This window comes from Corallococcus exiguus (genome assembly GCF_009909105.1).
Classification (GTDB): Bacteria; Myxococcota; Myxococcia; order Myxococcales; family Myxococcaceae; genus Corallococcus; species Corallococcus exiguus.
The window spans coordinates 154,995-169,424 of record NZ_JAAAPK010000007.1 but is presented as its reverse complement, the minus strand read 5'-3'; the positions used below and the strand labels follow the sequence as shown (position 1 = coordinate 169,424).

Sequence of the window (14,430 nt, the reverse complement as noted above, 5' to 3'; positions counted from 1 at the left end):
TGAGCCCATGCGCGTCATCCTCAATCCAGGCCAGGTGGATGAACGGGTGGTGATGCTGCCGGAGGGCACCACCACCATCGGCCGCACCGAGGAGAACGGCATCCGCGTGCCGCACCCCAGCCTGTCGCGGCGCCACGCTCGGCTGGAGCGCGCGGGCGGGCGCGTGGTGCTGGTGGACCTGGACAGCAAGAACGGCAGCTTCGTGGGGCCACACCGCGTGTCGCGCCAGGAGCTGGGCCACGGCCAGTCCTTCCGCTGCGGCGAGGTGTTCTTCCGGCTGGTGTCCCTGGACACGCCGCTGCCGGACGGCTGGGGCCCGCTGCGCACGCAGCCGTTGGAGACGCGCTTCTCCGGCGGGTCCACCATGGAGGCGCTGCTCGACACGCGCTCGCCGGACCGCACCCGCGACAAGCTCCAGGTGCTGCTCAAGGTGGGGCAGATCCTCTCGTCCCCGGGCCCGGTGGACGGGCTGCTGGAGCGCGTGCTCCAGCTCGTCTTTCAAATCTGGGCGGTGGACCGGGCGGCGGTGCTGTTGGTGGACCGCGACACGGGGACGCTGGAGCCGCGTGTGTCCCGTGGCGCGCGGGGTGGGGCGCTGCCGGAGCACTTCTACAGCCAGCACATCGTGGACTACGTGCACTCGCGCGGCGTGGCGGCCCTCTTCACCGACGCGCAGGACGACGCGCGGCTCGTGGGCGCGGACTCCGTCTTCCGCCAATCCATCCGCGCCTCGCTGTGCGTGCCCCTGCGCACGCGGGACGCGGTGCTGGGCGTGCTGTACCTGGACAGCCTCACGCAGGGAGGACTCTTCACCGACGAGGACCTGGAGTTCCTCACCGCCTTCGCCAACCAGGCCGCCATCTCGCTGGACCACGCGCACCTGGCGCGGCGGCTGGAGGAGGAGGCGGTGCTGAGAAACGCCTACCAGCGCTTCTTCCCGCCGGACGTCGTGCGCCAGCTGAAGGCGCTGAGAGGCGTGCCGCTGGAGGTGCGAGAGGCGAACGTCACCATCCTCTTCTCCGACATCACCGGCTTCACCGCCATGTCCTCACGCCTCAAGCCCCGGCAGGTGGTGGACATGCTCAACGCGTACTTCCCGGTGATGGCGGACGTCGTCTTCCGCCACGAGGGCACGCTGGAGAAGTACATCGGCGACGCGCTGATGGCCGTGTGGGGCGCCCCCTTCGCCCGGCCGGACGACGCGTCCCGGGCCGTGCGCGCGGCCGTGGAGATGCAGCAGGCCCTGGCGGACCTCAACGCCCGTTGGCGGGCGGAGGGCGTGCCAGAGATTCAGGTCCACATCGGGCTCAACTCCGGCCCGGTGGCCGCGGGCAACATCGGCTCGGAGCGCTACCTCCAGTACGCCACCGTGGGAGACGCCACCAACGTCGCGGCCCGCGTGTGCGGCGTCGCGCGGCCGGGCGAGGTGCTGATTACAGGCGCCACGCGAGCGCTCCTGGACGCGGACGGCTTCGCGCTGGAGCCCCTGGCCCCGGTGCTGGTGAAGGGCCGTGACGAGCCCCTGTCCCTCTTCCGCGTGCGCGGCTGACGGCTACTCGGCGTCCTGGCCCAGCCGCTCCGGCTGGAGGAGGACGATCTGCCCGCCCTCGAAGCTGAGCATCCCCTCGCGCACGTAGTAGCGCAGCCACTTGTTGACGCTCTCGCGGGTGACGCCGCACAGGTTGGCCAGCTCCGACTGCGTGAGCTTCGGGGTGATGACCAGCCCGTCGGGGGCCTGCTTTCCCTGCGTCTTCGCCAGCTCCAGCAGCACCCGCACCAGCCGGCTGCGCGCATCCAGGAACGCCGAGTCGTACACGAGCTGCGTCGTGCGCCGCACCAGCCGGCTCATGTTCGCCAGCAGCGCCAGGCTCACCTGCGGCCGCGTCTCCAGGTAGCGCCGGAAGTCATCTCGCTGGAGCGTCAGGAGGTGGGCCTCCTCGCGCGCCATCGCGTCCGTGGAGCGCATCTCGCCGTCCAGCAGTGACAGCTCGCCGAAGGCGTCCCCCCGGTCCAGCAGCGCCAGGGTGATTTCGCGCCCCTCGCTGGAGGAGAGCCGGATGGCCACCTGGCCGCGCCGGATGATGAACAGCGCGGTGCCCACGTCCCCCCGGTGGAAGATGACCTCCCCCCTCGCGAAGCGCCGGGGCTGGAGGAGCGACGACATGTTCTCCAGGTCCTCCCGGCCGAGGCTCTCGAACATGGGGATTTCGGCCAGCAGCTGCGCGTAGGACATGGGGGGAGGTCCATTCTGCCCGGAATCCCTGGATACAGGTAGGGAAGCCTCCCATCCAGGCCCGGCGGACAAGTCCGGCGGGTGTGAACGCCTTCACACCGGGCTTGTGGGCCGCTTCACAGATCGAAACAGAGGGTCCCGGTACTGTTCCTTCATCGCAGCACGGGAAGCAGGGGGGCCCGCGCAGCAGCAACACGGTGAGTCACGGAGTCGGGGGACTTCTTAGCTCACCGCGGCACGCGCGGGAAATGAGGGGGACCGCAGGGGCTGGCACATAGAAGGGGGAAGCGTCGAGTTTCTGAGGGGGAATTCGACGCGAATACGAGTGCCGGCTCCCGCTGGAGCCTGAAAGCAATGGAACCCGGGCCTGAAGGCCTGTCGCTCCGGGGGGAGTGACGGCCTTCAAGTCCGGGTTGTTTTATTTGGCCAGGGCCACCGCGGGCGTGAGCGTCAGCGTGGCCTCGCGGTGCTGCTCCACGGCCTGGCGCGTGTGGAGCATGGGGTGGAACTCCACCTTGCGGTTGAGCTCCATCAAGTCGTCGCGGTGCTTGTGGAACAGGTGTTCCGACTGCCCCGGCGAGTGGATGGACACGGAGCGGGACAGGTCCGCCAGGTCCACGATCATCCGCAGCGCGGTGCCGTGGACCACCTTGAAGGGGTTGCTCCAGACGAACGACGCGCCGTCCACGGAGTAGTTGTCGCCCCGGGCCGGCACCGGGCGGCTGTTGAAGACGCGCCGGATGGGGCCGGGGATGGCGGGCCCGCCCAGCATCTGGTGCGCGTAGGTCAGCTGGTGCACCTGGCCCCAGGCCCACGCCTCAGGCTTCGGGCCGTACGTCTTCGTAAGCCACGCGATGGCCACGCCCAGGGCCGCGCGGAGGATGTCGTCGCGCGTCTCCTTCTCCGGCGTCTTCGGGTCATCCCACCAGGCGCTGTCCGGCTGGGACATCAGGCCGATGACGAAGGGCATGTGCAGGCTGCCGTGCCGTTCGTACTGGCCCATCAGGTATTCCTTCACCAGCGACGGCTCCAGCTTGTGCTGGAGCAGCTTGCGCAGCACTTCGATGTACCAGGCCTGGAACACCGTGGCGCCCACGGCCTCCGGCTCGAAGCGCAGGTCCCACGCCTTCAGCGCGTCCACCGCCTGGCGCTGGAGGTCGTCCGCCGGCAGCGCCGCCGCCAGGAAATAGGGGCGCAGCGTCTCCGCGGGCAGCGAGTACGTCTGCGCCTGGATGTCCCGCATGGACTCCACGGTGTGCTGCGTGCCCGCCTCCAGCAGGTCGGTGATGCGCTTCGCGCGGTAGCCGGGGAACCAGTTGTGCGCGATGAGGTGCGGGTAGTCGTCGGACGTAATCTTGTTGTTCGCCGTGGCCGCGTAACCCGCGGGCGGGTTGAAGGACGCGGGCAGCTCCTCGAAGGGGATGAAGCCCGTCCACTCGGATTCGCCCGTCCAGCCCGGCATGGGGATGAGGCCCTGGTGTCCCTGGCGGATGGGAATCTTCCCCGTGGCCTGGTAGCCGACGTTGCCGGCCGTGTCCGCGTAGACGAAGTTCTGGCCCGGCCCCTCCCAGCACTTCATGGCGGCGCGGAAGGACTCCCAGTCCGTCGCCAGGTTGAGCTTGAGCACGGCGTTGATGAGCGGCTGGCATTCCCGGTGCGCCCACCTGAGCGTCAGGGGTTCGCTGTCCTTCAGGTCCTCCGCCATCACCGTGTTCATCAGCGGGCCGTGGCGGGTGCTCTGCACCTCCAGCACCACGGGCGCGCCGCCCTTGACGGGGATCTCCTCGCGGCGCACCTCCAGGTCGTGCCAGACGTCCTGGTAGAGGTACTTCTTGGGCGCCTTCGGGTCGTCCAGCTTCTCGATGTAGAAGTCCTGGGTGTCCGGCCCCAGGTTGGACATGCCCCAGGCCACCTTCCCGTTGTGGCCCACGATGAGCATGGGCACGCCGGGCAGGGAGAAGCCCACGTGCTGGAAGCGGCCGCCGTGCAGGCCGTTCTCGTACCAGGTGGACGGCATGCTCAGCGGGATGTGCACGTCGTTGGCGAGCAGCGGCTGGCCGCTCTTCGTGCGCTGGCCGTGCACCACCCAGTTGTTGCTGCCGGAGACAATGTTGGGGTCGCCCAACACATCGTCCACGCTGTCCAGGCCGGACATCGCCTTCACATTCTTCAGGCCCGGCAGGCGCGCCTCCTTCGGAACGATGAGGGGCGTCTCCGGCGCGTTCTGCGGCAGCAGCGCGTTGGCCACCTCCTCACCCACCGCCGCCACCAGCCGCGCGCGGAAGAGCTCGATGCGGTGATTGCCGCCCAGCATCAGCGCCAGCATGTTGCCGCGCGCGAGCGAGTCCACGGGCGTCCACGGCGCGGGCGCCGTGGCCATCACGGTGAACTCGTAGGGCAGCGGCTCCGCGGCGATGCGCGCGTTCATGCCCGCGCTGTAGGCCTCCAGGATGGCGCGCGCCTCCGGGTCCACCTGCGCCCAGGCCTTTTCGGCCATGTCGCGCAGGCCCATGGTGAGCAGGAACTTGTCCGCGCCCACGCCCATGGGGCCCAGCAGGGTCCCGAGCCGTCCGTCCACCAGCCGGCGGCCCATCTCCAGCTGCCACAGCCGGTCCTGCCCGTGCACGTAGCCCTGGGCGAAGAACAGGTCGTGCTCGTCACTGGCGAAGATGTGAGGCACGCCCCACGTGTCGCGCAGCACCTCCACCTTGCCGTGCAGGCCGGGCAGGGTGAGCGTGCCTTCCTCGCGCGTCCAGCGGCGGCGGGCGAGCCAGGGGCCCACGCCCGGGGTGGCCACGGCCATGGCGGACGGCAGCATGCGCAGCATGCGCAGGACCTGGGTGAAGGCACTCATGACGCGGAGGCTCCGGCGGTGGGGGCGTTGGGGGCGGTGGTGTCAGGAGGGGCGGGCGGCGTGTCCGGGAGCGCGTCCGGCAGCTCCTTGTCCAGGTTGCGCAGGCGCGGGTTGAGCCACCCGACCGTGACGTTCGCGAGCGTCAGCAGGCCCAGGACGATGAAGATGACGGCGATGCCGCGCCCCGGGCCCACGCCCAGCAGGCGGCCCATGGTGCTGGCGAGCACGCCCCCCTCGCGCATGGCGGGCTCGAAGATGTCATCCGCGAGCGGCCCCGCGATGAGGCTCGCGAACGGCGACACGCAGAGGATGACCATCCGCTTCACGGCGGCGGCGCGACCCTGGAGGTCCGAGGGAATCTTGCGCTGCCAGATGGACTGGATGCCCGCCATCACGGGCGGCATGGTGAACAGGTAGAGCGCGGCGGCGGCGGCGACCAGCGCCACGCTGGGCGACGGCGCGGCCATGAAGAGCACCACGCCCGAAAACGCATGGAAGCCGAGGATGCCGTACAGCGGGTTCTTGGGGCCGCCCCACACGCCCATGCCGATGCCGCCCAGGAGCGCGCCCACGCCCGCGATGGACGCGATGCGGCCCAGCGTGGAGATGTCCGTGAAGGCGAGCACCAGGGGGGTGATCAGTAGCACCACCAGGTCCATGCACAGCACGGCCACGCCGGTGAAGGCCATCAGGGACAAGAGCCCCTTGCGCGCGCTGATGAAGCTCCAGCCCTGCTTCATCTCCGTGAGCAGCGACCCCTTGCCCTGCTGGCCCTCCGCGGAGACGGTGGGCCGAGGGAAGCGGACCATCAGCAGGGTGGTGACGGCGATGAAGAAGCTGCAGACGTCCACCGTCAGCACGCCCACCAGGCCCACGCTGTCGATGAGCGCTCCCGCGATGATGGGGGAGAGGATCTGGCTGGCGCCGCTGGCCACCTCCGCCATGGCGTTGGCGCGGCCCAGGTGCTGCTTGGGCACGATGAGCGTCACCGTGGCGAAGAAGGCCGGCCAGCGGAAGGCGCCGAAGCACGAGCCCAGGGAGACGGGCAGGTAGAAGTGCCAGGTCTCGAGCTTGAACATCCCCCGGTCGCTGGCCATCAACATGCCGAAGATGAGCATGGTGGTGAAGCCGTTGCCCATGTCCGCCAGCAGCATGGCGCGGCGGCGATCCCACCGGTCGATGAGCGTCCCCGCGATGGGGGACAGCACCACCATGGGGGCGAGCGCGAAGAAGGACAGCAGCGCGAACTGCGTGGTGGAGCGCGTGTCCAGGAAGACCTTCGCGCCCACGCCGAAGGACGTGAGGCCGGAGCCGAGGATCGAGATGAGCTGGCCGAACCAGGTGATCCAGAAGACCCGCATGGGCTGGGTGATGGTCAGGCGTTGCGCGAGGCTCATTCCAAGTCTCTTTCTCCTGGGGGGGCAGGAGGGTCAAGGGCCCGCGCACCGTACTACGGGAGTGCGCGCGGGCCCGGCGTTGCTAAGGGGATTTCAGCTCTGCTCCAGCTCCGCGAGCATGGCTTCCAAAGCTTCGGGGTCGAGCTGACTGGCGCTCGCCTCCACGATGGCCACCGTCATCACCTCCACGGTGGGGGACTCGAAGAGGGCGCGCATGGACAGCTCGACCTGGAAGGCCTCGCGGATGCGCGACAGCAGCTGCACGCCCAGCAGCGAGTGGCCGCCCAGCTCGAAGAAGTTGTCGGTGATGCCCACCGACTCCAAGCCCAGCAGGTCCTGCCAGAGCGCGGCGACCTTCTCCTCGGTCTCGTCGCGCGGCGCGACGAAGGCGTTGGCGAGCGGGGGACGCGGGTGCTTGCCGCTGGCGCTTCCGCCCGCGCGGGAGGTGGAGGCACCGTCGCGAGCCACCTGACGCCGAGCCTCCAGCGACCCGAGCGACGCGAGGAAGCGTCCACCGGTGGGCTGGGTGAGCAGCGCGCGCAGGAGGCGGAAGCCCTCGGAGGGGGAGATGACGGCGTCGGGACGGAAGCCCTCGCCCACGCCCCACACGTCCCAGTCCACGGTGTACCAGCGGGTGCCACCCAGCCGGGCCTGCCGTGTCGCCACCGCGTCCATGCCGGCGTGCGCCGCCGCTACCGCGCTGACCGCCATGCCGCCCAGCACCACGGTGAGGGAGGACTGCACGACGACGAAGTCCGGCTGCCGTGACGACAGGGCCTCCGCCAGCTGCGTGAGGCCTCCGAAGCGGCCGGACAGCAGCGGGGTGGTGGCCTCCGGCGTGGCCTCGGCCACGGAGATGCGGGTGGCCATGCCGCCGTCGCCGGCCGCGTAGAAGACGCCGTCGATGCGGCCGAACTTCGTCTCCGCGACCTGGAGCGCCTTGTCGAGTTGACCGGGGATGCCCGCGTCCGCGCGCAGCGCCAGGACCTGTGCGCCCGAGCGTTCCAGCGCGCGCATGCGGTCGATGGCCTTGGACGTCGCGTCCTGCGCGTCATGGCCCGCGCGCCACGCGTCCCATTCACCGGGAGCGGGCAGCGTGCGGCGAGACAGCAGCACGAGCTTCGGCTTCACCGCCTGCGTGAGCTGCTCCGCGAGCGCAAGGCCCACGCGGCCCAGACCCCCGACGATGACGTAGACCCCGCCGTCCTTGAGGCCGGTCTGCTCCGTGGAGGCCGGGACGTCGATGGTCTCGAACGCCTCGACGTGCCGGTACGGACCGCGCAGCGCGACCACGGAGTCCTTGCCGGTGGCGAGTTCCGTCACCATCCGCTCCAGCCAAGGGCCGGACGCGGATTCGTCCGGAGCGGGCCAGGTGACGTCGACGGCGCGCACGGTGAAGCCGGGGTACTCCTGCGGCAGCACGCGGCTGGCACCGACAGCGGCCGCCTGCCAGGGCAGCAACGGCTCTTCACCCGTGACGTCCTGGGCGCCGGTGGTCACCACGTCCAGCATCACGGGCGTCTTCGCCGCGCCCGGGCCCACGGCCTTCGCCAGCGCGAGCAGCCCGTGGAACGACGTCGCGAGCCCCGACTCCAGGTCGCGCGGCTCCTTCACCAGCGGCCACAGGTAGGCGATATGCGCGGGCGTCCAGTCCTCACCACGCAGGCGCTCCAGGTGCTCGCTCAGCGCGTCGGGCGAGGCCACATCCACGGCGAAGCGCTTCGTTACTGGATCCGACGCGCCCTGTCCCGCGACGAGCGACACCACGTCCGCGCCCGCCTGGCGCAGCCGCTCCGACACGCGCGCGGCCACCGGCGTGTCCGCTTCCAGCACCAGCCAGCGCTGGCCGGAAAGCGACGGCACTTGCGGCGAGGCGCGCGTGCGCGGCCACGCGGGGACGGTCAACTCCACGCCCTGCGTCGTCGCGGTCCGTGCGGCGGCGGCGCGGGGCAGCGCGGGCGGCGGGCCCTTGAGCAGGTCGTAGCGCTCGCGCTGGAAGGGGTAGGCGGGCAGGGGGATGCGGCGTCGGGCCTCGCCCTTGTAGGCGCGGCCGGCAGTCGACTTCGCACCCGCGAGCCACAGCTTCGCGAACGCATCCGTGGCGTGCGTGAGCGCGTCCTGCTGGGCGTCGCGCGGCGCGGGCAGCGTCGAGAGGATGGCCGGGAAGGTGCCTTCGGCGGCGTTGCGGCGCACCAGCGTGGCCAGCGCGTTGCCGGGACCGACCTCCAGGAAGACGTGCTCGGGGTCGTTCAACAGCAACGTCGCCGAGTCCTGGAAGCGCACGGCGTCGCGCAGGTGACGCGCCCAGTACGCCGGGCTCACCGCGTCCTCGCGAGTCACCCAGGTGCCGGTGACGTTGGACAAGTAGAGGTCCTTCGGCTCCTTGCGCGCGACCTTCGCCACCGCCTGGCGGAACTCCTCCACGATGGGGTCCATCATGTGGGAGTGGAACGCGTGCGACGTGTGCAGCCGCGACACCTCCACCTTCTGCGCCTCCAGCTTCGCCTGGAGCGCGTCCACCGCGTCGGTGGGGCCCGCCACGACGGTGAAGCCCGGTGCGTTCACGGCTGCCACGGAGATGCGCGCGTCCATCAGCGGCGCCAGCGCCTCCGGCGTCATCCGCACGGACAACATGGAGCCAGAGGGCAGCGACTGCATCAGCCGTCCGCGCGTGGCCACCAGCGCCAGCGCGTCGTCCAGGCTGAACACGCCGGACAGGCACGCGGCCACGTACTCACCGATGCTGTGGCCCACCATCGCCTGAGGCGTCACGCCCCAGGACGCCCACAGCTTCGCGAGCGCGTACTCGATGACGAACAGCGCGGGCTGCGTGAGGGACGTCTGCTTGAGCTGCTCCGTCGCCTTCTCGCGCCCCTCCGCGGGCGGGTAGAGCACGGTGCGCAGGTCCAGGCCCAGGTGCGGCTTGAGCTTCTCCGCGCAGGCGTCCACCTCCGTGCGGAAGACGGGCTCCTGCTCGTAGAGGCCCCGGCCCATGTCCACGTACTGCGAACCCTGGCCGGAGAAGAGGAACACCACCGGCCGGCGCGTGTTGGTACCGGAGCCACCCAGCAGCCGCCGAGCGTCCCGCAGCGCCGCCTTCGCGTCCGCCACGTCCTTCACCACCACCGCGCGGCGATGCTCGTGCGCATGCCGGCCCACCTGGAGCGTGTAGGCCACGTCCGCCAGGGACACGTTCGGATTCGCGTCCAGGTGCGCGGCCAGCCGCTCCGTCGCCGCGTCCAGCGCCGCGGGCGTCCGGGCGGACAGGGGCAGCACGTGCCACGCGCGGCGCGACGGCGCGGGGGCGGCGGTCTTCGGGGCCTCCTCCAGGATGACGTGCGTGTTGGTGCCGCCGATGCCGAAGGCGCTCACGCCCGCGCGACGAGGCCCGTTCGCGGACGTCCACGGCCGGGGCTGCGAGGGCACGAAGAAGGGGCCCGCGTCGAAGTCGATGACGGGGTTGGCCTGTTGGAAGTGGGGGCTCGCGGGAATCTCGCCGTGCTCCATGGCGAGCACTGTCTTCACTACGCCCGCGATGCCTGCCGCCGCGTCCAGGTGGCCGATGGCCGCCTTGAGCGAGCCCAGCGCCACGCGCTTCTGGCCCGTCTCCTTGCCACCGAAGGCCTGGTTGAGCGCGGCCACTTCAATCGGGTCGCCCAGCGGGGTGCCCGTCGCGTGGGCCTCCACGTACTGGATGTCGTCCGGCGTGACGCCAGAGATGGCGAGCGCCTCCGCGATGACCGCGGCCTGGCCCTCCACGCTGGGCGCGGTGAAGCCCACCTTGCCCGCGCCGTCGTTGTTCACCGCCGTGCCCAGCAGCACGCCGTGGATGGTATCGCCGTCCTTCAGCGCGTCCGACAGACGCTTGAGCACGACCACCGCCGCGCCCGCGCCGCGCACGGTGCCGTTGGCCTTCGAGTCGAACGCGCGGCAGTAGCCGTCCGGCGAGAAGATCATCCCCTCCTGGTAGAGGTAGCCCGCCGTCTGCGGGAAGGACACGGACGAGCCGCCCGCGAGCGCCATGTCGCTCTCGCCGGACAGCAGGCTCTGGCACGCCAGGTGGAGCGCCACCAGCGAGCTGGAGCACGCCGTCTGCACCGTTGCGGAGGGGCCGCGCAGGCCCAGCCGGTGGGACACGCGCGTGGCCACGTAGTCCTTGTCGTTGGCCAGCATCACGCCGAATGAACCGGCCGCGTCCATCAGGTCCGGCTGCCGCATCAGCGCGCGCAGCAGGTACGAGCTCAGGCTCACGCTCGCGTAGACGGCCACCGCGCCCTTGAAGCGGCCCGGGTCGTAGCCGGCGTTGTCCAGCGACTCCCACGCGCACTCCATGAAGATGCGCTGCTGGGGGTCCATCAGCTCCGCCTCGCGCGGGCTGTAGCCGAAGAGGCCCGCGTCGAAGTCCGTCGCGCCCTCCAGCACGTAGCTGGAGCGCACCCACTGCGGATGGGCGCGCAGGGCCTGGGGAACGCCCGCGTCGTCCAGCTCCGCGTCCGTGGGCACGCGGCGCGCGTCGCCGCCGCGCCGGAGCATCTCCCAGAAGCCCTCCAGCGTCCGCGCACCCGGGAAGCGGCCCGACAGGCCGACGATCGCGATGCGCTCCTCGCCACCACCCACTGCGTCACTCATCCGCGTCTCCATCCGTTTCCACCCGACCGCGCGAGGCCCCCGCGCGGCGGTTGACCGTGCGTCGCGCCTCGGCACGGGAGCGGCCCGCCTGCGCCGCGTCCTCCGAGGGCGTGTCCTCCCGGCGCGACAGCCGCGCCGCCAGTGCCCGCACGGTGGGGTACTGGAAGAGGTCCGTGAGCGCCAGCGTCACGCCCAGCTCCGCCGTCAGCCGGCGGTGGAGCTGGAGGGCGAGCAGCGAGTTGCCACCCAGCTCGAAGAAGGGGTCGTCCAGGCCCACCTGCTCCACGTGGAGCAGGTCCTTCCACGCCTGGGCGATCTGCTGCTCGATGGCCGTCCCCGGCGCCACGAAGGGCCGCGAAGGATCCGCGCCACCGGACTCCGGCGCGGGCAGCGCCTTGCGGTCCGCCTTGCCGTTGGGGCTGAGCGGCATGCGCTCCAGCACCACGATGTTGGACGGGACCATGTACTCGGGCAGCCGCTCCAGCAGGTAGGTGCGCAGCGCAGCGCCCTCCGGCTTCGCGTCCTTGCCGGTGACGTAGGCCACCAGCCGCTTCTGTCCCGGCCGGTCCTCGCGCGCGAGCACCACCGCCTGGCGCACCGTGGGGTGCTTCTCCAGCGAGGACTCAATCTCGCCCAGCTCGATGCGCAGGCCGCGGATCTTCACCTGGAAGTCCGCGCGGCCCAGGTACTCGATTTCGCCGTCCGGCAGCCACCGCGCCACGTCGCCCGTGCGGTACATGCGCGCGCCCGGCACCGTCGCGTACGGATCCGGAATGAAGCGCTCTGCCGTCAGCGAGGGCCGCGCCAGATAGCCGCGTCCCACCTGCACGCCGCCGATGTACAGCTCGCCCGCCGCGCCTTGCGGCACCGGCTGGAACTCCGCGTCCAGGATGCGGATCTGCGTGTTGTCCACCGGCCGGCCAATGGGCACGGAGCGGCGGCCGTCGTTCGCCTGGCACGCGTGGAACGTGACGTCCACAGCGGCCTCGGTGGGGCCGTAGAGGTTGTGCAGCCCCGCGCCGGGCAGCGTGCGCAGGCACAGTTCCTTCAGCTCCAGTGGCAGCGCTTCACCGCTGCACACCACGCGCTTCAGCGACGTGCACTCGGCCACGCCCGGCTCGTCCAGGAAGGCCTGGAGCATGGAGGGCACGAAGTGCAGCGTGGTGACGGAGGCGGAGGCAATCAGCGACTTGAGGTAGCCTGGATCCTGGTGCCCGCCGGGCTTCGCGACCACCAGCTTCGCGCCCGTCATCAGCGGCCAGAAGAACTCCCAGACGGACACGTCGAAGCTGAACGGCGTCTTCTGGAGCACAACGTCCTGCGGCGTGAGCCGGTAGGCGGACTGCATCCACAACAGGCGGTTCACCACCGGGCCGTGCGCGTTCATCGCGCCCTTGGGTCGGCCCGTGCTGCCAGACGTGAAGATGATGTACGCCAGCGAGTCCGGCGTGGCGGTCGGCGCGGGCGCGGTGGTGGGCTCGCGGGCAATCTCCTCCCAGCCCGTGTCCAGCTTCACCACCTTCGCATCCGACGCCGGAAGCCGCGCGAGAAGCCGCTCCTGCACCAGTAGCACCGGCGGACGCGCGTCCTCCAGCATCCAGCCCAGGCGCTCCTGCGGGTAGCCCGGATCCAGTGGCACGTAGGCGCCGCCCGCCTTCAGCGTGCCCAGCAGGCCCACCACCATCTCCAGCGAGCGCTCCACGCACAATCCCACGCGGACTTCCGGTCCCACGCCGTGTTTGCGCAGCGCGTGCGCCAGTTGGTTCGCGCGGGCGTCCAGCTCGCGGTAGGTGAGGTGGCTGCCCTCGAATTCCAGGGCGACGGCGTCCGGCGTGCGCGCCACCTGCGCCTCGATGAGCGACGTCAGCGTCGCGTCCTTCGGGTGCGTGACGGCGGTGTCGTTCCAGTCCTTCATCACGCGCTGCCGCTCGGCATCGGGCAGCAGCGGCAAGCGGGAGATGGGCACGTCCGGCTGCGCGACGATGCCTTCGAGCAGCGTCAAGTAGTGGCCCAGGAGCCGCTCCGCGGTGGAGCGCTCGAAGAGGTCGGTGCTGTACTCGGCGATGACGCGCAGGCCCTGCGGCAGGTCCACCAGCAGGAGCGACAGGTCGTACTTCGTCGTGCCGGTGTCCACCGGCTTCGCCTCAATCACCAGGCCCGGGGCCTCAAGGGCCGGCATGGGCGCGTTCTGCAGGACGAACATCACCTGGAAGATGGGCGAGTGGCTGAGGTGCCGCTCCGGCTTGAGCGCGTCCACCAGCCGCTCGAAGGGGATGTCCTGGTGCGCGTACGCGTCCAGCGTGGACTCGTGCACGCGGTTCAGCAGCTCCTTGAACGTGGGCTTGCCGGACAGGTCCGAGCGCAGCGCCAGCATGTTCACGAACAGGCCGATGAGCCCCTCTACCTCCGCGCGCGGACGGCCCGCGATGGGCGTGCCCACCACGATGTCGTCCTGCCCGGTGTAGCGCGACAGCAGCACGTTGAAGGCGGACAGCAGCGTGACGAAGAGCGTGCGGCCCTCGCGCTGGCCCAGCGCCTTGAGCGCCTGGGTGAGGGCGGGGGACAGGTGCATCACCTGCCGCTCGCCCTTGGAGCTCATCAGCGCCGGACGCGGCTTGTCCTGGGGCAGCTCCAGCAGCGCGTTGGGGTTGAGCCGGTTCTTCCAGTAGGTGAGCTGGCGCTCCAGCTCCGCGCCCTGGAGCCATTCCTTCTGCCACGCCGCCCAGTCCGCGTACTGCAGCGGCAGGGGCTTGAGCGGCGAGGGCTGGCCCTCCAGGCACGCGCGGTACAGCACGGCCAGTTCGTGCACGAGCACGCCCATGGACCAACCGTCGGAGACGATGTGGTGCTGATCCACCAGCAGCACCTGCTCACCGTTGCCCAGGAGCATCAGCACCGCGCGCAGCAGCGGCCCCTGCTCCAGGCTGAACGGCTGCTGCGCGAGCGTGACCACGCGCCGCTGGGCTTCAGCCTCGCGCTCGGTCACCGGCAGTCCCTGGAGGTCCATCACCTCCAGCGGCACCTCGCCCGTGGACGCGATGACCTGCGCGCCGCCGCCTTCGCGCTCCTGGAAGGTGGTGCGCAGCGTGTCGTGCCGCTCCACCAGCAGGGCCAGGGCGCGGCGCAGCGCGTCCGTGTCCACGGTGCCGGTGAGGCGCACCGCAGTGGGCATGTGGAAGGCCGCGCTGCCGGGGCTCCACTTGTCCAGGAACCACATCCGCTCCTGCGCGAAGGACAGGGGCGCCTGCTTCGAGGCAGGGCGCGACTTGTCCTTCAGGAGCTGCGCCAGGCGTGCTCGCTTCTCTTCGGGCGTCATG

Annotated in this window: 6 protein-coding genes; 1 reads left to right on the top strand and 5 read right to left on the bottom strand. The window is 70.8% G+C overall.

All coding sequences use genetic code 11. The annotated features are described in order from the left end of the window. Positions 1-7 precede the first annotated feature (7 nt). Positions 8-1,549 (top strand): adenylate/guanylate cyclase domain-containing protein, encoded by a 1,542-nt coding sequence (locus GTZ93_RS25180; RefSeq protein WP_139921940.1) that lies wholly within the window; start codon positions 8-10, stop codon positions 1,547-1,549. A 3-nt stretch (positions 1,550-1,552) separates the two neighbouring features. Here the strand turns inward: GTZ93_RS25180 and GTZ93_RS25175 are convergent, their stop codons facing one another. The 5 genes from GTZ93_RS25175 to GTZ93_RS25155 form a co-directional block, all read right to left on the bottom strand. Further along, on the bottom strand, positions 1,553-2,233 hold the full coding sequence (locus GTZ93_RS25175) for a Crp/Fnr family transcriptional regulator (protein WP_120580773.1): 681 nt from the start codon (positions 2,231-2,233) through the stop codon (positions 1,553-1,555). Between the two features lie 418 nt (positions 2,234-2,651). Then, positions 2,652-5,087, bottom strand: coding sequence for a penicillin acylase family protein (locus GTZ93_RS25170; protein WP_139921942.1), 2,436 nt, complete (start codon positions 5,085-5,087; stop codon positions 2,652-2,654). Beyond that, a complete protein-coding gene (locus GTZ93_RS25165) occupies positions 5,084-6,484 on the bottom strand; it encodes an MFS transporter (RefSeq protein ID WP_161663041.1) in 1,401 nt (466 codons plus the stop codon). The genes GTZ93_RS25170 and GTZ93_RS25165 overlap by 4 nt, the downstream gene beginning before the upstream one ends. A gap of 93 nt (positions 6,485-6,577) precedes the next feature. Further along, complete coding sequence (locus GTZ93_RS25160) at positions 6,578-11,113, bottom strand: type I polyketide synthase (protein WP_161663040.1); 4,536 nt, start codon at positions 11,111-11,113, stop codon at positions 6,578-6,580. Beyond that, positions 11,106-14,429, bottom strand: a complete 3,324-nt coding sequence (locus GTZ93_RS25155) for a non-ribosomal peptide synthetase (protein ID WP_139917696.1) — start codon at positions 14,427-14,429, stop codon at positions 11,106-11,108. Before GTZ93_RS25155 ends, GTZ93_RS25160 begins: the two co-directional genes overlap by 8 nt. Between the last annotated feature and the right edge of the window lies 1 nt (position 14,430).

Coding starts and splice junctions, on each gene's coding strand:
- GTZ93_RS25165 (WP_161663041.1), bottom strand. CDS start 6,484: ATGAGCCTCGCGCAACGCCTGACCATCACCCAGCCCATGCGGGTCTTC.
- GTZ93_RS25160 (WP_161663040.1), bottom strand. CDS start 11,113: ATGAGTGACGCAGTGGGTGGTGGCGAGGAGCGCATCGCGATCGTCGGC.
- GTZ93_RS25170 (WP_139921942.1), bottom strand. CDS start 5,087: ATGAGTGCCTTCACCCAGGTCCTGCGCATGCTGCGCATGCTGCCGTCC.
- GTZ93_RS25155 (WP_139917696.1), bottom strand. CDS start 14,429: ATGACGCCCGAAGAGAAGCGAGCACGCCTGGCGCAGCTCCTGAAGGAC.
- GTZ93_RS25175 (WP_120580773.1), bottom strand. CDS start 2,233: ATGTCCTACGCGCAGCTGCTGGCCGAAATCCCCATGTTCGAGAGCCTC.
- GTZ93_RS25180 (WP_139921940.1), top strand. CDS start 8: ATGCGCGTCATCCTCAATCCAGGCCAGGTGGATGAACGGGTGGTGATG.